We start from the raw sequence: 19,911 nt of genomic DNA on the forward strand, positions 1-19,911 counted from the left end.
CCGTCCCCCGTTCGGGGACGGCGGCCGCCGCGGGTGGTGCGGGTCAGGCGGTGCCGACCTCCACGCGGGAGGTGGCGGCGGGAGAGCCCGGCGCCGGGGCCGGGCCGTCGATCTCACGCAGGTCGAGCCGGGAGGTCTCCGGCGCCGACCAGGCGGCGACGGCCGAGACGACGCACAGCAGGGCGGTGATCCCGCCGATGACCAGCGGCACGTTCGTCGACCCGGGCGGGGCGACGAGCGCGAAGACCGAGGGCAGGAAGGCGACCAGCATCAGGCCCACGTTCTGCGAGACGGCGAACCCGGTCACCCGGTGGCGGGTGGGGAACAGCTCCTGGAAGTAGCTGGCGAAGGTGGCGTTCCACACCTGGTACAGCACCCCGAACATCAGGATGGCCAGCACGACGGTCAGGACGACGTTGGCCTGTCCGACCGCCCAGAGGTAGGCGAAGGACAGCACGCCGGCGCCCAGCGGACCGACGATCATCAGCGGGCGGCGGCCGATCCGGTCCGAGACCTTGCCGAAGTACGGGATCAGCACCACGGCCACGACGTTGGCCGCGAGCGGCAGCCAGAGGTAGGTGGCCGCGCTCATCCCGACGCCGTAGGCCTCGTTGGTGGCGTAGGCCGTGCCGAAGACGACGACGGTCGTCCCGACGACGTTGGCCATGGCCATGAGGACGCAGCGGAGGATCGTGCCGCCGCTCTCACGGACGACCTGGAGCACCGGGGTCCTGGGCACCTCGTGCTTCGCGGCCTCCTCGAGGAAGACCGGCGTCTCGGCGACCCGGCGGCGGATCAGGTAGCCGGCCACGATGACGAAGGAGCTCAGCAGGAACGGGATGCGCCAGCCCCAGGTCTGGAAGGCCCCGTCCGACAGCAGCGCGGACAGGGGGATGAAGCTGGCGGCCGCGAGGATGGAGCCGGCCTGGGTGCCCTGCAGGCTGAAGCTCGCGTAGAAGCCGCGGCGGTCCGCCGGGGCGTGCTCGATGATCATCGCGCTCGCGCCGCCGAGCTCGCCGGCGACCGCGAAGCCCTGGACCAGCCGCAGCAGCACCAGCAGCGCGGGGGCGAGGACGCCGACCTGGCCGTAGGTGGGCAGCAGGCCGACGGCCAGCGTCGACACGCCCATGAGCATCATGGCGAGGACGAGGACGTTCTTGCGGCCGCGCCGGTCACCCCAGCTGCCGAGGACGAAGGCGCCCAGCGGGCGGGCGACGTAGCCGACCGCGTAGGTGGCGAGTGAGGCGATGAGGGCGACCGTCGGGTCCTCGGACGGGAAGAACACGGCCGGGAACACCAGTGCCGCGGCCTGCGCGTAGATGGCGAAGTCGTAGTACTCCAGCGTGCTGCCGATCCAGCCGCTCATCGCGGCCTTGCGCGACATGGACCGGTCGGTGGCCGACGGGCCCGACCGGTCGCTGGTGTGTCCCTGCATGACGCCTCCTGGGGTCGTCGACGATGATCGCTCGTCCGGTGCGCGGCGGGCTCCGCGGTCTCCCGAGTGCCCTGGTAAACGCTTGCCGGAGACAGGGTGCTGTGACCCACTGCACGTGTCAAGTGCCGGATGTGGCCGGTGCCGCCCCGGCCGCTCGGGGCCGCTGAGCCTCCGTGCACGCCAGCGCGGCGGTGGGGTCAGTGAGCGTCAGGGCAGGAGCTCCGGGAAGGCAGGCGTGCTCGCCGGGCGCGCATCGATCCGGGCGGCGGTGGACCGCGCATCTGGGCAATCGCTTTCCGAAACAGTGTGACGCGCGGTACGGTCGGGGTGCGGACCACCGATCGCGAGGAGGCGCCGGCATGACGGCACCGAGCTCCGTCCCCACCGTGCTGGTCGGCGTCCACGGGCACGGCCGGTGGCACCTGGAGAACGTCGCGCGCGCCACCCGCGCCGGGGTGCCGGTGCACCTGGCCGGCATCTGCGACACCCGGCCGCTGACCGACCAGCAGCGCGCCCTGGCCGGCGACGTCCCGGTGACGGCGCGGCTGGCCGACCTGCTCGACGCGGTGCGGCCGGGGATCACCGTCGTCAGCACGCCGATCCACACGCACGCCGAGCTCGCCCTCACCGCCGCGGCCGCCGGGTCCGACGTCCTGCTGGAGAAGCCGCCGACCCCTACGCTCGCCGCCTTCGAGCAGCTGGCGCTGGACCTGGCCGGCACCGGCCGCGCCTGCCAGGTCGGGTTCCAGAGCCTGGGGTCGCGGGCGCTGCCGTACGTGCGCGGGCTGCTCGCCGACGGCGCGATCGGGGAGGTCCTCGGCATCGGCGCCGCCGGGGCGTGGCAGCGCGACGCGTCCTACTACGCCCGCGCGCCCTGGGCCGGGCGGCGCAGTCTCGACGGCGTCCCGGTGGTCGACGGCGCGCTGACCAACCCCTTCGCCCACGCGATCGCCACCGCCCTGGCCGTCGACGGCGCCGACGGTGTGGGGGAGGCGCGGGTCGAGCTGTACCGGGCCAACCCGATCGAGGCCGACGACACCTCCTGCCTGCGGCTGGTCACCGCCCGCGGCACGACCGTCGCGGTCGCCGTCACCCTGTGCGCCGACCGCGAGGTCGAGCCGTACCTGGTCGTGCACGGGACGCGCGGGCGCATCGTGCTGCACTACCGACCCGGTCGCGTGCGGCTCGAGCGCGGCGGGCGGGTGGAGACGACGGAGCACCCGGCCACCGACCTGCTGGAGGACCTGGTGGCGACGGTGCGCGAGCCGGGCCGCCCGCTGCTGGTCCCGCTGGCCGCGACGCGCGCGTTCATGCAGGTGGTCGAGGCGGTCCGGCTCGCCGACGAGCCGGCCGAGGTGCCGCCGGCGCACCGCCGCACCGACCGCTCCGGGGCTCATCCGCGCGCGGTCGTCCCGGGGGTGGCCGACGCGGTGGAGCGCGCCGCGGACGGGCTGGCCCTGCTCTCGGAGCTCGACCTGTCCTGGGCGCGGGCGGGGGCAGCGGCCGCCCGTGGCTGAGCACCCGCTGGCCACGCTGCGGCTCGGCGGGGTCGTGGTGGCCGAGTACGACGACGGCGCGGGGCTCGACCCGGTCCTGGCGCCGCGGCCCTACCTGCACCCGGTGCGCACCCTCGGCGGCCGCGCGGTGACCGACGCGCTGCCCGCCGACCACCCCTGGCACCTGGGCATCTCGATCGGGGTGCAGGACGTCGGCGGCACCAACCTGTGGGGCGGCCCGACCTACCTGCGCGGCCGCGGCTACACCGCGTGCGGGGACCACGGCCGGATCGAGCACGCCGGGTTCTCGACCCTGGCCGACGACGGGTTCGACGAGGCGCTGCGCTGGCTCGCCGCGGACGGCCGGCTGCTGCTCGGCGAGCACCGCCGGGTGCGGGCGCGCCTCGTCGCCGGCGGCTGGGAGCTGCAGCTCACGACCGCGCTCACCAACGCCACGGGCGGGGACCTCGCGCTCGGCAGCCCGGCCACCCACGGGCGTGCGGGCGCCGGCTACGGCGGTTTCTCCTGGCGGCTCCCGGCCACGCGGGAGCCGTTCGTGCACACCACGCACACCGCGGGGGAGCAGGGGACGCACGGCGCGGTCGCGCCGTGGCTGGCCTGGAGCGACCGCGCGGCCGGCTTCACCGTGGTCGTCACCGGGGCCGACGACGTCACGCGGGCCGACCCCTGGTTCGTGCGGGTCGGGGACTACCCCGGCATCGGCTCGCAGCTGGCGCCGCGGCGTCCGGTCATCCTCGCGCCGGGCCGCACCGTGACGCGCGGCTTCCGCGCGCTGGTCGCCGACGGGGCGGTCGACGACGCCGTCGCCGCGCGGTGGGCGGGCCGGAGCGGCGGGTGAGCACGTCGAGCACCCACCCGGGAACGCTCCTCGGGGTGCTGGTCAGGCGCTGAGCGGGGACCGGCGCTGCAGGCGCACCCGGCGCCGCTCGCGCTCGGACAGGCCGCCCCAGATGCCGAAGCGCTCGTCGTTGGCCAGGGCGAACTCCAGGCACTCGGCGCGCACCGAGCACCCGGCGCAGACGCGCTTGGCCTCGCGGGTGGAGCCGCCCTTCTCCGGGAAGAAGGCCTCGGGGTCGGTCTCGGCGCACAGCGCGTCGAGCCGCCACCCCTCCTCGCCGGCGGGGTTCTCGCCCATGGCGATCTGCGACCAGGACGTGTCGTTCCACGACGCCGGCTCGAAGGCGGGCTCGTGGGCGGGGGACCAGGCGGGGGTGGGGGCCGGGGTGCGGTCCGTGGTCCAGGCCGGCGTGTGGGCGGCGGAGTCGGAGAGCAGGCTGAGGTGGGGGCGGGAGGCGTACACGGAAAGCTCCTCGGGTCGGGATGGAGCGCACCGGCAGTGACGGACCGGTACGGGCTGGCTGCTGTCGGTAACGTTACGGACACCGCGTGCCCGTGCGCACTGGCATGTCTTGGCTGAAACGACGCCGTCCGGTTGTCGGATCGTGACCTGGCCCCCGGCGCTCCGCGTGTCCGGCACCCCGGGCGCCCCGCCGGTCCGGCTTCAGCGCCCGAGGTGAACCCGCAGCGCCGCCACCACCATCCGGTGGTCCTCGAGCTGGGGCAGCCCGGACACGGCGACGACGCCGACCGGGCCCACGTCCCGCACGAGCACCGGGAACGCGCCGCCGTGCGCGGCGTAGAGCCGCGGGTCCAGGCCGGAGCCCTCCTCGAACGTCGTCCCGCGCTCGGCCCACGACTGCCGGACGTGCAGCGAGCTGTGCCCGAAGCGGTCCACCACCCGGGTCTTGCGCTCGATCCACGACGCGTTGTCCGGGGTCGCGCCGGTCAGGGCGACGGAGAAGAGCCGCTGCCCGTTGCGGCTGATCTCGACCGCGACCGGCGCGCCGTCCCGGCGGGCGGTGGCGACCAGCGCCGACCCGAGCGCCCAGGCGTCGTCGTTGGTGAAGGAGGTGACCTGCAGCTCGTGCTCCTCCGCGGCCAGCTCGGCGACGGAGGGGAAGACGGCGGGGGAGGAGGTGTCCATGGGTCATCCTGGCGTCCGCCGGTCGCCGGCCCGCGGTGACACCGCGGTGACGCACCCGTGACGGCCGGAGGCCAACGTCCCCGTCCGGACGGGCCCTGCTCGCGCGGACGCCCGGGGGCGGCGCCGAAACCGGTTCCGCCCTCCCGGCGACTCTGGCACGGTGGGCGCCGGGTTCCACCCCGGCCGCGGCCGGGGCCGCGGGGGATGTCGACGGCGGTGACGTGGACCGGAGGGTGACGCATGAGCGCTCGACGCAGGCGTGCGGCGGGCCCGCTGACCACCCTGGGCGCGGTCGTCCTGCTGACCGTGGTGCTCTTCGCGGCCAACAGCCGCATCGACCCCGCGGCGAGCAGCGCGCCGCTGTACCCCGGCACCGGCGGGGCCGGCGCCACGACCGCGCCGTCGGCCGAGCCGTCGGCAGCGCCGTCCGCCGAGCCGACCGACGCGGCACCGGCCGCCCCGGCCGCGCTGCAGGCCGTCTACGCCGGCGTGACCAGCGGGGGCGAGGCGACCATCGCGATGGCCGTCGACGGGGACGCGGTGGCGGCCTACCTCTGCGACGGCGGCGCCCTCGAGGCCTGGCTGCAGGGCACGGTGGACGGCGACACGGTGACGCTGACCGGCCGCAACGGCGCCGGGCTCACCGGGTCGGTGACGGGCGGGGCCGTGTTCGGCACGGTGACCACCAGCTCCGGGCTGGCGCTGCCGTTCTCCGCGGCGGCGTCGCAGCCGCCCGCCGGCGTCTACGAGGCCCGCCTGACCCTCGACGGACTGGCGACGCGGATCGGCTGGGCGGTGCTGCCCGACGGGACGCAGGTCGGGGTCGCCACCGTCGGCGGCAGCAAGCGCGAGGCGCCGCCCCTGGACCTCGACGCCCGCACCTTCGAGATCGACGGCTCCCCGGGCACCGCCGAGGCCGTCGCCGGCACCGACACCGTCGTCGGCGGCTGAGCCACGGCCGCCGACGCCCACCCCGACGTCCTGCCGGTCCTCCTGCCGGCACGGCACGCGAGGAGATCCCCGCCATGACCGACACCCGCGAGACCGTCGACGCCCCGGCGACCGCACCCGAGCCGGTCGCCCGGCGCGTCCGGCCGCGCCCCGAGCCGCGCGACGCCTTCCGGCTGCCCCTGCTGACCTTCCTGCTGGTCGGCTGCACCGTCGCGGTCGTGCTCGGCGTCTACGCCGCCGAGCACGAGCCGGCCGGCTACTCCCTCGACGTGGCCGGGTTCTCCTCGCCGCTCTACGTCAAGGCGTGGCTGACCACCGCGGCCGCCGTCCTCGGCGTCGTGCAGCTGCTCACCGCCGGGCGCATGCACGACGCCGGCGCCCGGCCCTGGACGCGCACCGTGCACCGCTGGTCGGGGCGGGTCGCGGTGCTGCTGACCGTCCCGGTCGTCGTCCACTGCGTGTACGCGCTGGGCTTCCACAGCGACTCGACGCGCGCGCTCGTCCACTCCGCCGTCGGCTGCTTCTTCTACGGCGTCTTCGTCGCCAAGATGCTCGCGCTGACCCGCCCCGGCCTGCCGCGGTGGGTCGTGCCCGTGCTCGGCGGCCTGCTCTTCACCACCCTGCTCGCCCTGTGGTTCACCTCGTCGCTGTGGGTCTTCACCTCCAGCGGCTTCCGCTTCTGACGCACCACCGCCGACGCACCGCCCCGCGGCGCGTGCACTCCGAGGAGGGGCCATGCCGGCGTCCACCACCACCGCGACCGGGCGGGCCGAGCGGTGAGCAGCCCGCCGGTCGTCGAGATCCGGGAGCCGGGCCGGGAGCCGCGGCGGGTGGCGCTCACCCGGGCGCTGGAGGTCGGTCGCGACCCCGGCGGCCTGGACCCCGACGGCCTCGCCCTCGCCGACGACCGGGTCTCCCGCCGCCACCTGCGGCTGGTGCCCAGCCCCGTCGCCCTGTCGCTGGTCGACCTGGGCAGCCGCAACGGCACCCTGGTCAACGGGGTCCCGGTCGACGGCCGGGTCACCCTCGAGGCCGGCGACGTCGTCCGTCTCGGCGGCACCGAGATCGTCGTCATCGGCCGGCCCGAGCGGATCCCCGTGCCGGCGGCCGCCCGTGAGACGGTGCTCGCCGGTGGCGCCGGCGTGGCCCTGCCCCCGCCGCCGCCCCCGCCGCCGGCACCCCCCGCGGCCCCCTCGCGCGTGGCGGTGGCGTGGGACCGGGTCCTGGGCCGCACCGCCCGGCCCGGGGAGGACCTCTTCCCCGTCTACACCGAGATGCGCACCCGCGTCCCGCTGGGGGCGTGGCGGGCGGTGCGGGTGGTCAGCGTGGCCGCCTACGTCGCGCTGTGCGTGGCCCTGTTCGTCCGGCCCGCGGGCGGGCTGTTCGTCTTCTTCGGCATCGTCGTGCCGCTGCTGCCGGCCCTGTTCTTCGTCGCCCCGGGCCTGTGGCGCAACATCTGCCCGCTGGCCGCGGCCAACCAGACGCCGCGCGTCCTGGGCTTCAGCCTCGGGCGCACGCTGCCGGAGTGGTTCCGCCGCCGCGCCTTCGTCGTGGCGATGGTGCTGTTCTTCGGCATCGCCGGCGCCCGGCTGGCGGTCTTCAACGGCAGCGGGACGGCGACCGGGGTCCTGCTGTCGGTGATCATCGCCGCGGCCTTCCTCGGCGGCCTGCTGTTCAAGGGCAAGAGCGGCTGGTGCAGCCAGATCTGCCCGCTGCTGCCGCTGCAGCGCGTCTACGGGCAGACCCCGTTCGTCCGGGTCCCCAACAGCCACTGCCGCCCGTGCGTCGCCTGCACCACCAACTGCTACGACTTCGCCCCGATCGGCGCCTACCAGGCCGACCTGCACGAGGACGACCCCGTGTGGACGGCGCCCCGGCGGCTGTTCGTCGCCGCGCTGCCCGGGTTCGTGCTCGGCTTCTTCGTCCTCGCCGGTGCCGGCGGGGGGCCGCTGACGACGACCTACGGGGAGCTGGCGCTGTTCTTCCTCGGCAGCGTCGGGCTCTTCTACGCCGTCTCCGCGCTGCTGCCGATGAGCGCGTCGGTGGTGGTCGCGCTGTGGGCCGCGGCGGCGATCAACCTCTTCTACTGGTTCGCCGGGCCGGTCCTCGCCGCCTCCTTCGCCACGGTCACCGGCGTCGCGGCGCCGTGGCTGCGCTGGCCGGTCTCGGGGCTGGTGCTCGTGCTGTCGCTGCTGTGGATCGCGCGCACCGTGGTCAAGGAGCGCCAGTACGTGCAGCAGTTCCACCCCGAGCTGCTGCCGCTGGTGCCGGTCAGCCGCCCGGCGCCCGCCGCCGAGGCCGCCGCGGACGACGGCGCGGACACCGCCGAGGTGCGCATCGCCGGCACCGGCGCCGCCGTCGAGGCCGAGGTCGGGACCAGCCTGCTGGAGACCGTCGAGCGCGCCGGCCAGCCGATCGAGGCCGGCTGCCGGATGGGGGTGTGCGGCGCCGACCCGGTCGCCGTCCTGGAGGGCGCGTCGTGCCTGTCCGAGCCCGAGGAGGAGGAGCTCTCCACGCTGCGCCGGCTCGGGCTGGCCCCCACCACCCGCATGGCCTGCTCGGCGCGGATCCGGTCCGGGCCGGTGACGGTCTCGCTCACCCCCGAGCCCGGGGGCCCCGACGACGGGGCGGCCCCGCGCGACTTCGACCGGTCGATCGTCAGCGTCGTCGTCCTCGGCAACGGCATCGCCGGGGTGACCGCCGCGGACTTCGTCCGGCGCGGGCACCCCGAGTGCGAGATCCACGTCGTCGGGCAGGAGCCGCACGTGCTCTACAACCGGATGGGCATCTCGCGGCTGGTCTACGGCCGGTCGGCCATGCAGGGGCTCTCCCTGCTGCCGGAGACCTGGTACGACGACCACCAGATCACCGCCTGGCTCAACACCGTCGCCACCCGGATCGACCCGGGGACCCGCCGGGTGTTCCTCGGCACCGGCGAGGTGCTGCCCTACGACCGGCTGGTCCTGGCCATGGGCAGCCGCGGCGTCGAGCCGCCCGTCGAGGGCTTCGGCCGGCCCGGCAGCTTCGTGCTCCGCTCGGCGGCCGACGCCGCGGCGCTGCGCGCCTACGTGCAGCGCCACGGCGGCCGGGACGCCGTCGTCGCCGGCGGCGGCCTGCTCGGGCTGGAGGCCGCGCACGCGCTGCTCGAGCTGGGCCTGCGGGTCACCGTCCTGGAGCGCGGGGCCCGGCTGCTCAGCCGCCAGATCGACCCGCGGTGCAGCGAGCTGGTCGACGCGTACTTCCGCCGGATCGGCCTGCAGGTGCTCTACCGCGCCGAGGCGCAGGCGCTGACCGGCGAGCCGCGGGTCAGCGGCGTGCGGCTCGCCGACCGCCGGGCGCTGCGCTGCGACGTGTTCCTGGCCGCCGTCGGCATCCGCCCGGACGTCGACCTGGCCCGCGCGGCCGGCATCCCCGTCAACCGCGGGGTGCTCGTCGACGACCGGATGGCGACGGCGGTGCCCGGGGTCTTCGCGGCCGGCGACGTGGCCGAGCACGGCGGGCGGGTGTGGGGGCTGTGGCCGATCGCGGCCAAGCAGGGCGAGGTCGCCGCCGTCAACGCGCTCGGCGGGGACGAGACGCTGGCCGCCGAGGTGCCGGCCACGCTGCTCAAGGGCGTCGGGCTGGACCTGTTCTCGATCGGCCGGGTGGAGCCGGAGCCGGGCGAGGAGGTGCTCGTCGCCGAGGACGCGTCGCTGCCGTCCTACCGGCGGCTGGTGGTCGCGGGGCGGACGGTCGTCGGCGGCGTCGTCCTGGGCCACCACCCGGAGGACGTGACCGCGGTGACCGCGGCGGTCAAGCGGGGGCTGGAGCTCGACGACGCCGTCCTCGCCGGGCTGCGCGCCGGGGACTGGCGGGTGCTGCGCGAGGTCGGCCGGCGCCGGCCGACCTCGCAGCCGGCGCCGGCCTGAGCCCGGGGTCGGAAGGGCCCGGGGTCAGGAGGGCCCGGGTCAGCCGGCGTCGGCCCTCGTCGTGCGGAGGGTGAACACCTGGGTGCCGATGCGCAGGCTCCAGTCGGGCGGGAGCAGGGTCGGCTCGCCGCCGATCCGGGTCCACTCGCCGGCCCCCGGACCGGCGACGAAGGTGCCGCTGACCGAGGGGGCGTCGCGCACGTACACCCGGCCGCCGTCGACGCTGACCCGGGCGTGCACGCGGGAGACGAGGTTGTCGGGGTCGTGGATCACGACCGGGGAGGCCACGGCGCTGCGCACGTCGGGGTCGTTGTGCGGCTCGCGGCCGAGCACGTAGTCCCGGTCGAGCACGAGCGTCGGGCCGCCGTCGCCGACCAGCGCGCCCACCGGCGCCGGCGCGAGCACGGTCTCCAGCAGCTGCTCGGGGCGCGCCGGTCCCGGACCGGCCGGGACGGCCGGCCCGTCGTCCGGGCCGGGGGTGGGGACGTCGAGCGGGCGGGCGTCGGCGAGGGTCTCCCGCAGCTGGTCGCGGGCCGCCGGTGGCGCGGCGGCGGGTGCGGTCGCGACCGGGGCGGCGGCGTCGGCGGGGCCGGCGGGGCCGACCGCGAAGCCGCACGCGGGCACCACGCCGTCCCGCAGCGCCGAGCGGGGGTGGACCGGCGCGCCCGTCCCGGCCCCGGCGCCGACGGTCACCCGCTCGAACGGCTCCGTGACGACGTGGTCGACCCAGGTCAGCGCCTGCCGGCCGGAGAGCCGCGTCGTCCCCGCCGGGCCCTCGACCTGCGCCGACACCGCGCCGCGCAGCAGCACGACCACGCCGTCGGCGACCGGGGCGACCACCCCGAACGGCGTGCCGTCGCCCGGTGCCCGGCCGCCGACCCAGCCGACCAGGCGGGCGGCGACCGCGCTGCCCGGCTCGTCCTCGGCCGCGGCGGCCGCCACGAGGTCGAGCAGCTCCTCGGTGGCGGAGCCGTCGGCGGCGTCGCCGTCGGGCAGCAGGAGGACGACGTCACCGAAGCGGGCGACCAGGCCGTCCCCGGGGGCCAGCGCGACCCGTGACCGTCCCGGCCGTGTCCCGGTGTCCGGCATGGCCGTGTCCGGCATGGCAGTCCTCCCGACCGTGTGTGGACCCTGCCGCGCTCCCGCGCCCCCGTGGTCGGCGGGCCCAGGCTAGGGCCGTACGGCGCCGCGGAACAGGACGCCGGACCCGCCGAGGGAGGGCGCGCGCGACGGCCCGGCCGCGGGGCCGCCGCCAGTAGACTGCCCGGGCCATCTCCGCCGGAGCCATGGCCAGCCCGGTCCGTCGGCGGCACGGCCGGCCGGGGTGGTCCGAGGAGTCCCCGTGGCCCACAGCCAGCCCGTGCGCGCGCCGTCCGGCTCCGCCCGTCCCCCGTCCCGGACCGTCGTGCCCGGGCGCGGGCCGCGCTGATCCGATGCAGGCCGAACGGCAGCGGATCGCCGACGCACTCCCGGCGTACGACATCGGCGAGGTGCTCGGGCAGGGCGGCTGGGGCGTGGTGCTCGCCGGCCACCACCGCCAGCTCGACCGCAGCGTCGCCATCAAGCAGCTGCCCACGGCGTTCGCGGCCGACGTCGCCGTCCGGCGGCGGTTCACCGCGGAGGCGCGCGTGCTCGCCTCGCTCGACCACCCGCACGTCGTCCCCGTGTACGACTTCGTCGAGCGGGAGGACCTGTGCCTGCTGGTGATGGAGCTGCTGCCCGGGGGGACGCTGCGCGAGCGCGCCCTCACCACCGGGTTCTCCGCCCCCGGGGCGGTCGCGGTGTGCCTGGCCTGCGCGGCGGGCCTCAACGCCGCCCACGTGCGCGGCGTGCTGCACCGCGACGTCAAGCCCGAGAACATGATGTTCGCCGGCAGCGGGGCGGTGAAGGTCACCGACTTCGGCATCGCCAAGGTGCTCGGCGGGGCCGAGACCATGCTCACCCGCGCCGGCGACGTCGTCGGCACGCCGTCCTACGTGGCGCCGGAGCAGGCGCGCGGCGCGGAGCTGTCGCCGGCCACCGACGTGTACGCGCTGGCGACGATGCTCTACGAGCTGCTGTCGGGCGTGCTGCCGTTCACCGCGGACGGCGACGTGATGTCCCTGCTGTTCAAGCACGCCTACGAGGCGCCGGTCCCGCTGCGCGACGTGGCCCCCGACGTCCCGGCCGACGTCGCCGCCGTCGTCATGCGCGGCCTGGCCACCGACCCCGCCGAGCGCCACGCGACCGCGGAGGCGTTCGGGGTGGCGCTGGCCGAGGCGGGCACGCGGGCCTGGGGCCCCCACTGGCTGGCCGCGGACGGGATGCCGGTCGTGCTGGGTGCCGAGCGCATCGTCGCCCCGACCCGCGGCGGCGGGCCGACGCCGGGCGCCCCGGCCGCCGGTGCCCGGCAGGGGAACTCCCACGGCGCCGCGCCGGCGGGCACGGCGCCGGGCCCCGCGGTCACCGTCGGGCCCGGCCCGGCACGGGAGGGGACGCCGGTCCCCGCCGTCCCGGCCGCCGACGAGCCGGCCCTCCGGGAGCCGGACGCCGCCGGGGAGGCGGAGGAGGACGAGGCCCGGCCGCCGCGCCGTCCGGCCGTGGTGGTCGCCGTCGTGCTGCTGGTCCTGCTGCTGGCGGTGCTCGCGGTGTGGCTGCTGCCGCGGGCGTTCACGGTCTACGGCGCGCCGGCGGACGGGGCGGCGTGCGGTTCGCCGGCGGCGGCGGCGGCCTGCGCGGGAAGGACGACGGGCAGCGACTCGTAGCCGCGCAGGATGACCGTGCCGCGGTGGCGCCCGGGGCCGGCCGGGGCGAGGTCGGGGAAGCGCTCGAACAAGGCCCGCAGCGCGACCTCGCCCTCCATCCGCGCGAGCGCGGCGCCGAGGCAGAAGTGGATGCCGCTGGAGAAGGCGACGTGGTCGCGGGCGTTGGCGCGGGTGACGTCGAAGACGTGCGGGTCGGGGAACACCCGCGGGTCGCGGTTGGCCGCGGCGAGCAGGAGCAGGACCAGGTCGCCCTCGCGGATGCGCGCGCCGTGCACCGTGGTGTCGCGCCGGGCCCGCCGCCCGGTCCGCTGCACCGGGGAGTCCACGCGCAGCACCTCGTCGACGGCGTTGGGCCACAGCGAGGGGTCCGCGGCCAGCAGCCGGCGCTGGCCGGGGTGGGCGAACAGCTGCGCGGCGCCGTTGCCGATCAGGTTCACCGTGGTCTCGAAGCCGGCGCCGAAGACGAGCAGGGCCGTGGACAGCAGCTCCTGCTCGGCCAGCCCGCCGCCGTCGTCGTCGGCCGTGGTGACCAGCGTGGACAGCAGGTCGTCGCCGGGGGAGCGGCGCAGCCGCTGCAGGTGCCCGCGGAACCAGGCGTCGAGCTCGCCCAGGTTGCGCTCCACGCTGCGGTGGGTGCGCCGGTCCAGGCCCAGGTCCAGGCTCGGCGCGGCGCCGTCGCCCCAGGCGAGGAACTGCTCGCGCATCGCCACGGGGACGCCGAGCACCTCGGAGATGACCGTGACCGGCAACAGGCTGGCGTAGCGGGCGACGAGGTCGACGTGCCCGCCGGTGCCGGCGGCCTCGCGCCCGAGCCCGTCGAGCAGCTCGTCGGCGATCTCGCCGGTGCGGTCGCGCAGCCGGGCGACGGCGCGGGCGGTGAACGCGCGGCTGACCAGCCTGCGGTAGCGGGTGTGCTCGGGCGGGTCGACGGCGAGCATCGACGGCGGGTCGATGGGGCCGACGCTCGGCCGGGGACCGGCCAGCCGCAGCAGCGTCCGCAGCAGCGGCGGCAGGCCCTCGGCGCGGTCCCCGCCGATCTGCCCGAAGGCGTCGCTGCGCAGGACCTCGGTGCACACGTCGTGGTGGACGCTGACCCGGGCGAAGGCCCCGCCGGTGAACGGCGCGGGGGTGCGCAGCCGCTCGTAGTGGGCGAAGGGGTCCTCGCGGACCGCGGGGTCGACGAGCACCTCGGCGTCGGCGTTGCCGGTGCGGGCCCGCGACCGGATCGCCAGCCGCATCGCGCCGTGGGTGGCGGCCCAGCGGACCGTGCTGCGCACCGTCACGTCCTGCCTCCCCGTCCGCCGGCCGAGCCTGCGGGACCCATCCTCCGGCCCCCGTGCAGGGGCTCGCCGCGAGCCTGCGAGTGGCGGGGGGCACGGGGGTCCTTCCTCAGCCGCTGATGCGCTTGTACACGTCCGGCGGGGCCGCCCCGCCGGCGACGATCGCCGCCGACCACTCGTCGAGCTGCGCGGTGACCCCGTCCAGGTCGGGGCCGATCGCGGTCAGCACCGGGTCGAGCGCCGCCTCGGTCCGCGCCTCGACCGCGTCGCGCAGCCGCCGTCCCTCGTCGGTGAGCCGCCCGCCGGAGACCAGCCCGCGGCCGGCGAGGTCGGCGTCGGCCGCGGCCATCGCCTCGGGTGACCAGCCGCGGGTGCCGGCGTAGGCGGTGTGCTCCCACCCCACCCAGTACTCGGTGAGCAGGTTCATCTGCACGCCGCTGATCCCCTCGGCGACGTTGGCGGCCACGTGCACGTCGCCGCGGTACTCGCGCAGCAGCGTGGCGGCGTGCCACAGCTGCCCGAGCGGGTCCTCGGGCCAGGGCAGCGAGAGCTGGCCGGCGAACAGCGGCCGGCCGGCGAGGTCCCGCGCCGCCGCGTCGGTGCCCCGGCGCAGCGCGGCGACGGCGCCGGTGACGTCGACGCCGGGCAGCAGGTCGCGCAGCGACTCGACGACGCCCTGCTCCCGGGCGGCGAGCACGTCGGCGCGCGACGCCGTGGCGCGCGCCTGCTCGTAGAGGCCGGTGAGCAGCCCCGGTTCGAAGACGCCGAACGCGGCGACGACGACCAGCGGGGCCGGCTCGCCCATCGGGGCGGTGCGGCCCCACACGTAGCCGGTCAGGAAGTCCAGGCCGAGGGCGGCGAGCCGGTCGTTGACCGGCGTCCCCCACCAGCTGACGGTCGCGATCGGCTCGGCGGCGTCGCGCAGCCGGCGGGAGGGGGAGTCGGGCACACCGGCCGGCGGCCGCTCGGCGTCGGGAGGCGTGAGGAAGACCTGCTGTGCCTGGGCGAAGTCCACGGGCGCATCGTGGCCCGCCGGGTGGCGCGGCACCATCCCCGCGACGCCCGTCGCCGTCCGGTGCGTGCACCGCTCACCGGGCGGCGATTCCCCGCACCTCCGCGCTGACCACCGACTCCGCCTAGGTGGCGGTGCCGTCGAGGAGCCCCTCGAGCTGCGCCGGCCTGGTCGCCGGTCCCGACGGCGGCGACGGCGAGGACGGGCAGCGGGGTCCTCCGGTTCGGCAGGCGGCCCGTGGGGCGCGTCCCCGCGTGCGGCGCCCGGACTGCAGCGGAGGGCGGAGCGACGTGGGCACCCCGCGACCGCGGGAGGGGCCGGTCCGGCTGCGCTCAGCCCCGGCCGTCGCGGCGCAGCTCGAGCCGGAGCCAGCCGGCGATCGCCAGCGGCACGGCGACGAACACCGACATGGCCGTGACCGCGCCGAGGGCCGACCCCAGGGAGGCGAGCAGCAGCGGCGTGCCGAAGCCGAGGTAGGCGAAGGCGTAGAACGCGCTGTTCATCGCCCCCCGGGCGTGCGGCGGCGCCAGCCGGGCGGTGAGGGTGAGCCCGGCGGTGAGGCAGAGCCCGCCGCCGGTCCCCATCAGCGCCGACGACGGCAGCAGCAGCGGCCCGGACCGCGCGAGGATCGCGGCCACGCCGAGGGTCAGGCCGGCCGCGCCGAGCAGCATCCCGAGCGGCCCGGCGCCGCGCTCGTAGCGCCGGCCCATCCGGGCCGCGGCCGCGCTCGCCCCGAGGGCCAGCCCGGCGATGACGCCGGCGTAGGCGACGCCCACGCCGTCGGGGACGACGAGCAGCGGCAGCAGGGTGGCCGCGACCGTCGGGAACGCGAACACGCCGACGGCGGTGGGGGCCAGCACCGCCCAGAACGGCCGCCGCGCCTCCGGCGGCAGCCCGAGGGTCATCAGCCGGCCTGGACGGCGGGCGTGCACGGTCTCGGGGACGGTGACCAGCGCGGCCAGGCCGACCAGCAGGACGGCGACGTGCACGAGGTAGGGCAGCGTCGTCGGCGCCGGGCCGTACTGGGCGAGCACGCCGCTCATCGCCGGGGCGACGGCGAAGCCCAGGGACGTCGAGACGGCGCCGCGGGTGGCCGCCGACTGCTGCCCGTGCGGCCCGGCGAGGTCCTGCAGCCACGCGTTGGCCACCGAGAACACGACCCCGGAGACCACTCCCTGCAGCAGCCGGCCGGTGTAGAGCAGCGGCAGGGAGCCCGCGGCAGGGATGAACAGCAGCGACACCAGGCCGGCCACCACCGCGAACGGGAGGACCAGCGCCCGCCGGCCGAAGCGGTCCGAGGCCGCGCCGGAGACGGTGAGCGCGGCGACCAGGCCGACGGCGTAGCAGCCGAAGACGGCGGTGAGGTCGGACTCCGAGAGGTGCAGCGTGCGGCGGTAGACCAGCAGCAGCGGCGTGGGGATGTTGGTGCCCAGGGCCACGGTGAACAGGCCCAGGGTGAGGGCGTCGAGCCGGCGTCGGGTGGCGCGCTGCTCGGCTGTGGCCCCCGTCACCGGCCGGACGCTACCGGTACCGCTGACCTGTAGGTCTGCGTGCCCACGGACGGGTGGCGGCTGTGCGGCCGGCCCGGCCGCCGGCTCCCCGGGCTCGTTCCGGCCTGTGCCGGTCCGATCGGGCCCGCACAGGTCGGAAGGAGCCCGGGGAGCGCAGGGCCGGACCGGGGCGAGGATGCTCGGCGGGTGCCGTCGGACGAGGAGCGCCGCAGCCTGGCCGCGACGTTCGACCGTGCGGCGTCCTCCTACCAGCGGGACCACCGACCTACCAGCGGGACCACCGACGAGTTGGCCGCGAGCACTTCATCGCCCTCGACATCGACGCCGACCGGGACACCTCCTTCGCCGGCGCGGTGCGCAGCGCGCCGGCGGGCCACCTGTCGGTCGCCACGGTCGACTCCACCGGCGCCGACTACCACCGCACGCGGGGTCTGGCCCGCGCCGATCCCGAGGCCTGGCTGCAGGTCGGGCTGGTCACCCGCGGCGGTGCGGTGCTGCGGCAGGACGGGCGGGAGGCGGAGGTGGGCCCGGGGGACCACGCCGTCTACGAAACCGAGCGGGCCTTCTCGGGGCGGCTGCGCGGCGACGTCGGGCTGCTGGTGCTGACCTGGCCACGCTCGAGCGTCGCCGTCGACGCCGCGGGCACGCAGCGGCTCACCGCCCGCGCCGTCGACGGCCGCCGCGGGCTGGGCGGGATCGTGGGGCGGGCGCTGCGGGAGCTCGCCGCCGGCCCGCCGGACCTCTCACCGGCCGGCGCGGTGCGGCCGGCCGGTGAGGTCGCCGACCTGGTCACCACCGTCGCCGCGGAGCTGACCGCGCCGCCGCAGCCCGCCGGCCCGGCCGCCGAGCAGCCGCGCCGCATCCACGGCTGGGTCGCCGGGCACCTCGGCGACCCCGGGCTCGACCCGGCCGCCGTCGCCCGCGCGCACCGCCTGTCCACCCGGCACCTGCACCGGCTCTTCGCCCGCGAGGGCACCACCGTGGCCCGGCACATCCGGCGCGAGCGCCTGGAACGCTGCCGCCGCGAGCTCGCCGACCCCCGCGGCACGGCGCCGGTGTTCGCCATCGCCCGCCGCTGGGGCTTCCCCGACGCGACGAGCCTCAGCCGTGCCTTCCGGCAGGTCTACGGCACCAGCCCCAGCGACTACCGGCGGTGGGCCCGGCAGCCCTGACCGGCGCGGCACCTGCCGCCGGCCCCGCCGGGTCGTTCCGCGTGCCGACGGCCCGATCGGACACCGGGGGTGCGGAACGAGCCGGGGGAGCGGGCTCCCCTCAGCCCACGACCACGTTCCACGGCCGGACCGTCCAGGCGGTGACCAGCCCGTGGACGACGTAGGGGTCGGCCTCGGCGAACCGCTCGACGACCTCGCGCCCGGCCGTCCACACCAGCAGCGCCCGGTCGTAGGGATCGGGCAGCGCGCCGGCCAGCAGCAGCTCGCCCCGCTCGTGCGCCGCCCGGGCGAGGGCGAGGTGGTCCTCGCGGAGCGCCGCCCGCCGCTCGAGGTAGTCGTCGGCCAGGGTGTACTCCAAGAGCATGTGCACGCCGCCACTGTCACACGGCGGTGTCCCGCTGCCGCACCGGCGGCGTCACCCGGGGCGGCAGCCGGCGGGGGTCGCCGCCGGCGGCGATGCGGGCCAGGGCGCGGAGGGCCGCCAGCGCCCCGACCGGCTCGACCGCCGAGGGGGAGGCGCCCGGGTGGTGGGCGGCGATGCGGACCCGCAGGGCGGCCGGTCGCGTCCGGAAGACGACCGGCGGGTGCAGCAGCGCCGACTCGCCGTCGATGCCCGCCGCGACCGGCCGGTCGGCGTCGACCCGGAACGCGGGGGCCGTCCACTGGCGCACCGGGCGCCGCCCGCGCCGGTCGCGGCTGCCCGGCGGGTCGACCACGGTGATCCCGAGGACCCCCTGGTCGACGGCCGGACGCGTTCCCGCGCCGGCGGCCCCGGCCAGCCGGTACTGGTTGTTGCCCACCAGGATCACCGCCGCACCCCGCATGCTCCGCCCGCCCGGCGTCGTCCACCGCAGGTCCTGGACGCCGCCGCCCGCGCCCAGTGCCTCGGGCACCGTGGCGAGCAGGGTCCGCAGCTTCGCGCCGCGGTACCCGTCCTGCGCGACGGCCTGCGCGTAGACCCCGAGCGAGACGTTGTCGACGAAGACGCGGCCGTTGACCTCGGCGAGGTCGACCACCCGCTCCCCGCCGTCGACCAGCGCGTCCAGCGCCCCCACGACGTCGTCCCGGTCCACGCCGAGGTCGAGGGCGAAGTGGTTGCGCGTCCCCGCGGGGATGCAGGCGTAGGGGAGGCCGGTCTCGGCGGCGACGGCGGCCACCACGGCCTGCGAGCCGTCGCCGCCGGCCATGCCCACGGCATCGGCGCCCGCGTCCACCGCGCTGCGCACGAGCGCCGCCAGGTCCTCACCCGGTCGCAGCTCCAGCACCTCGATACCCCGGTCGCGGGCGGCCGCGGTGAGCCCGACGCGGGCCGCGCGGCCGTCGCCCGACCGCGGGTTGACGACGACCACCGGCCGGCGGGGCGGCTCGGCGGGCGGGAGGACGACGTCCGGGCGGAAGGCCGACCGGGCCGCCGCGTAGAGGACCAGGGCGCCCAGGCCGAGCAGCAGGAGGGTGCGCGAGTACCCCTCGTCGATGAGCAGCAGGACGCCGCCGGCCAGGGCCACGGCGGCAACGGCGAGGCCGGCGACCCGCCCCCAGCCACGGCGGAGCACCCCCTCCCACGCGCCCGCGGCGACCAGCGCGCCGCAGACGAGCAGCAGCAGGCCGCGGGGGAAGTCGTCCACCGCCGCCGCGACGCTGAGCACCGCCACCCACGCCGCGGCGGCGAGGGCCACGGCAGCGTGGGTCCGGCGCCAGCGCCTGCGGCGTCGTCGCCCGCGGGCCGCGCCGTCGCGTCCACGCGGGGTCCGACGACGCTGGGGACCGGACATCGACGGCCGCCTCTCCCGTGCCGACGGGCTTCCGGTGGGTCAGTGTGGTCCGCCGGCCGGGCGGATGGACCGGTCCGGGCAGCGCCGCGTCAGATCCCGCACTGGTCGCTGAGGTAGTCGTCGACGTGGGTGCTCGCCGTGGTCAGGTCGCCCTCGGCCCGGTCCAGTGCCTCCAGCGAGTCGGAGTCGGTGACGTCGACGTCGCCGAACGCGTCGGCCATCCGGTCCAGGCCGGCCGCCATCGCGCCCCAGTCCGCCGAGATCGCCTCGGGGGCCTCGATGCCGCGCAACTCCGTCGCGATCTGGCGGAAGGCGTCGGCGACCGATGCGTCGTCGCCCTCGCGGTCGGACAGGGCGGCGTCGACCCGGTCGTCGAGGTCGGCGGCCTGGGAGCAGAAGTCGGCCACGTCCTCGGTCGGCGCCGTCCCCTCCTCGCTCTGCCCCGCCGCGGGGGTCGTCGTGGAGTCGGCCTCGTCGCCCCCGCCGCCGCACGCGGTGAGCAGGACGGCGGCGACCCCGCCGGCCAGCCCGACGCGGACCAGGTTCGTGCCGAACAGGTCCGTGCCGAACAGGTCCGTCCGGAACAGGTGCGGAGTGCGCACGGTGCGGGACATGGCTGCCTCCG

General features: G+C 77.3%; 17 protein-coding genes. 7 read left to right on the forward strand and 10 right to left on the reverse strand.

All coding sequences use genetic code 11. The annotated features are described in order from the left end of the window. Positions 1 to 43: 43 nt before the first annotated feature. The gene (locus tag ACU616_RS20905; protein ID WP_446760335.1) at positions 44 to 1,435 is read right to left on the reverse strand and encodes an MFS transporter; all 1,392 of its coding nucleotides are present in this window, start codon (positions 1,433 to 1,435) and stop codon (positions 44 to 46) included. A 359-nt stretch (positions 1,436 to 1,794) separates the two neighbouring features. Here ACU616_RS20905 and ACU616_RS20910 point away from each other — a divergent pair, with 359 nt between their 5' ends. Both ACU616_RS20910 and ACU616_RS20915 read left to right on the forward strand, forming a co-directional pair. Next, positions 1,795 to 2,952 (forward strand): Gfo/Idh/MocA family protein, encoded by a 1,158-nt coding sequence (locus ACU616_RS20910; RefSeq protein WP_446760336.1) that lies wholly within the window; start codon positions 1,795 to 1,797, stop codon positions 2,950 to 2,952. Next, on the forward strand, positions 2,945 to 3,790 hold the full coding sequence (locus ACU616_RS20915; protein ID WP_446760337.1) for a DUF6807 domain-containing protein: 846 nt from the start codon (positions 2,945 to 2,947) through the stop codon (positions 3,788 to 3,790). Before ACU616_RS20910 ends, ACU616_RS20915 begins: the two co-directional genes overlap by 8 nt. Before the next feature lie 42 nt (positions 3,791 to 3,832). Here ACU616_RS20915 and ACU616_RS20920 read toward each other — a convergent pair whose 3' ends face one another. Together ACU616_RS20920 and ACU616_RS20925 are read right to left on the reverse strand one after the other, a co-directional pair. Beyond that, complete coding sequence (locus ACU616_RS20920; RefSeq protein WP_446760338.1) at positions 3,833 to 4,252, reverse strand: WhiB family transcriptional regulator; 420 nt, start codon at positions 4,250 to 4,252, stop codon at positions 3,833 to 3,835. 201 nt (positions 4,253 to 4,453) lie between these two features. Next, a complete protein-coding gene (locus ACU616_RS20925) occupies positions 4,454 to 4,936 on the reverse strand; it encodes a heme-degrading domain-containing protein (protein WP_446760339.1) in 483 nt (160 codons plus the stop codon). Between the two features lie 240 nt (positions 4,937 to 5,176). On the opposite strand from ACU616_RS20925, the gene ACU616_RS20930 reads away from it, so the two are divergent. From ACU616_RS20930 to ACU616_RS20940, 3 genes are all read left to right on the forward strand, one after another. Continuing rightward, positions 5,177 to 5,887 (forward strand): hypothetical protein, encoded by a 711-nt coding sequence (locus ACU616_RS20930; protein ID WP_446760340.1) that lies wholly within the window; start codon positions 5,177 to 5,179, stop codon positions 5,885 to 5,887. Positions 5,888 to 5,961: 74 nt separating this feature from the next. Further along, positions 5,962 to 6,570: a DUF6529 family protein gene (locus ACU616_RS20935; RefSeq protein ID WP_446760341.1), complete on the forward strand. Its 609-nt coding sequence runs from the start codon at positions 5,962 to 5,964 to the stop codon at positions 6,568 to 6,570. A 93-nt stretch (positions 6,571 to 6,663) separates the two neighbouring features. Then, positions 6,664 to 9,795 carry an FAD-dependent oxidoreductase gene (locus ACU616_RS20940; protein WP_446760342.1) on the forward strand — a complete coding sequence of 1,044 codons (3,132 nt, stop codon included), beginning with the start codon at positions 6,664 to 6,666 and terminating at the stop codon, positions 9,793 to 9,795. A gap of 39 nt (positions 9,796 to 9,834) precedes the next feature. Here ACU616_RS20940 and ACU616_RS20945 read toward each other — a convergent pair whose 3' ends face one another. After that, on the reverse strand, positions 9,835 to 10,899 hold the full coding sequence (locus ACU616_RS20945) for an FHA domain-containing protein (protein ID WP_446760343.1): 1,065 nt from the start codon (positions 10,897 to 10,899) through the stop codon (positions 9,835 to 9,837). A gap of 329 nt (positions 10,900 to 11,228) precedes the next feature. Here ACU616_RS20945 and ACU616_RS20950 point away from each other — a divergent pair, with 329 nt between their 5' ends. Further along, on the forward strand, positions 11,229 to 12,539 hold the full coding sequence (locus ACU616_RS20950; protein WP_446760344.1) for a protein kinase domain-containing protein: 1,311 nt from the start codon (positions 11,229 to 11,231) through the stop codon (positions 12,537 to 12,539). Here ACU616_RS20950 and ACU616_RS20955 read toward each other — a convergent pair. The 3 genes from ACU616_RS20955 to ACU616_RS20965 form a co-directional block, all read right to left on the reverse strand. Continuing rightward, positions 12,452 to 13,816, reverse strand: a complete 1,365-nt coding sequence (locus ACU616_RS20955) for a cytochrome P450 (RefSeq protein WP_446760345.1) — start codon at positions 13,814 to 13,816, stop codon at positions 12,452 to 12,454. The two genes, ACU616_RS20950 and ACU616_RS20955, sit on opposite strands and share 88 nt — an antisense overlap. A gap of 112 nt (positions 13,817 to 13,928) precedes the next feature. Continuing rightward, positions 13,929 to 14,834, reverse strand: coding sequence for an SCO6745 family protein (locus ACU616_RS20960; protein WP_446760346.1), 906 nt, complete (start codon positions 14,832 to 14,834; stop codon positions 13,929 to 13,931). Between the two features lie 329 nt (positions 14,835 to 15,163). Further along, the gene (locus ACU616_RS20965; RefSeq protein ID WP_446760347.1) at positions 15,164 to 16,342 is read right to left on the reverse strand and encodes an MFS transporter; all 1,179 of its coding nucleotides are present in this window, start codon (positions 16,340 to 16,342) and stop codon (positions 15,164 to 15,166) included. Between the two features lie 62 nt (positions 16,343 to 16,404). On the opposite strand from ACU616_RS20965, the gene ACU616_RS20970 reads away from it, so the two are divergent. After that, a complete protein-coding gene (locus ACU616_RS20970; protein WP_446761510.1) occupies positions 16,405 to 17,514 on the forward strand; it encodes a helix-turn-helix domain-containing protein in 1,110 nt (369 codons plus the stop codon). A 100-nt stretch (positions 17,515 to 17,614) separates the two neighbouring features. Here the strand turns inward: ACU616_RS20970 and ACU616_RS20975 are convergent, their stop codons facing one another. From ACU616_RS20975 to ACU616_RS20985, 3 genes are all read right to left on the reverse strand, one after another. After that, positions 17,615 to 17,878, reverse strand: a complete 264-nt coding sequence (locus ACU616_RS20975) for a YciI-like protein (RefSeq protein WP_446761511.1) — start codon at positions 17,876 to 17,878, stop codon at positions 17,615 to 17,617. A gap of 16 nt (positions 17,879 to 17,894) precedes the next feature. Next, a complete protein-coding gene (locus ACU616_RS20980) occupies positions 17,895 to 19,190 on the reverse strand; it encodes a diacylglycerol/lipid kinase family protein (RefSeq protein WP_446760348.1) in 1,296 nt (431 codons plus the stop codon). Between the two features lie 185 nt (positions 19,191 to 19,375). Next, complete coding sequence (locus ACU616_RS20985) at positions 19,376 to 19,900, reverse strand: hypothetical protein (protein WP_446760349.1); 525 nt, start codon at positions 19,898 to 19,900, stop codon at positions 19,376 to 19,378. Between the last annotated feature and the right edge of the window lie 11 nt (positions 19,901 to 19,911).

This window comes from Geodermatophilus sp. URMC 62 (genome assembly GCF_052931475.1).

Bases quoted from the DNA above. Each gene is read 5' to 3' on its own strand.
- ACU616_RS20905 (WP_446760335.1), bottom strand. From the start codon at position 1,435: ATGCAGGGACACACCAGCGACCGGTCGGGCCCGTCGGCCACCGACCGG.
- ACU616_RS20910 (WP_446760336.1), top strand. From the start codon at position 1,795: ATGACGGCACCGAGCTCCGTCCCCACCGTGCTGGTCGGCGTCCACGGG.
- ACU616_RS20925 (WP_446760339.1), bottom strand. From the start codon at position 4,936: ATGGACACCTCCTCCCCCGCCGTCTTCCCCTCCGTCGCCGAGCTGGCC.
- ACU616_RS20930 (WP_446760340.1), top strand. From the start codon at position 5,177: ATGAGCGCTCGACGCAGGCGTGCGGCGGGCCCGCTGACCACCCTGGGC.
- ACU616_RS20935 (WP_446760341.1), top strand. From the start codon at position 5,962: ATGACCGACACCCGCGAGACCGTCGACGCCCCGGCGACCGCACCCGAG.
- ACU616_RS20945 (WP_446760343.1), bottom strand. From the start codon at position 10,899: ATGCCGGACACGGCCATGCCGGACACCGGGACACGGCCGGGACGGTCA.
- ACU616_RS20950 (WP_446760344.1), top strand. From the start codon at position 11,229: ATGCAGGCCGAACGGCAGCGGATCGCCGACGCACTCCCGGCGTACGAC.
- ACU616_RS20975 (WP_446761511.1), bottom strand. From the start codon at position 17,878: ATGCTCTTGGAGTACACCCTGGCCGACGACTACCTCGAGCGGCGGGCG.
- ACU616_RS20985 (WP_446760349.1), bottom strand. From the start codon at position 19,900: ATGTCCCGCACCGTGCGCACTCCGCACCTGTTCCGGACGGACCTGTTC.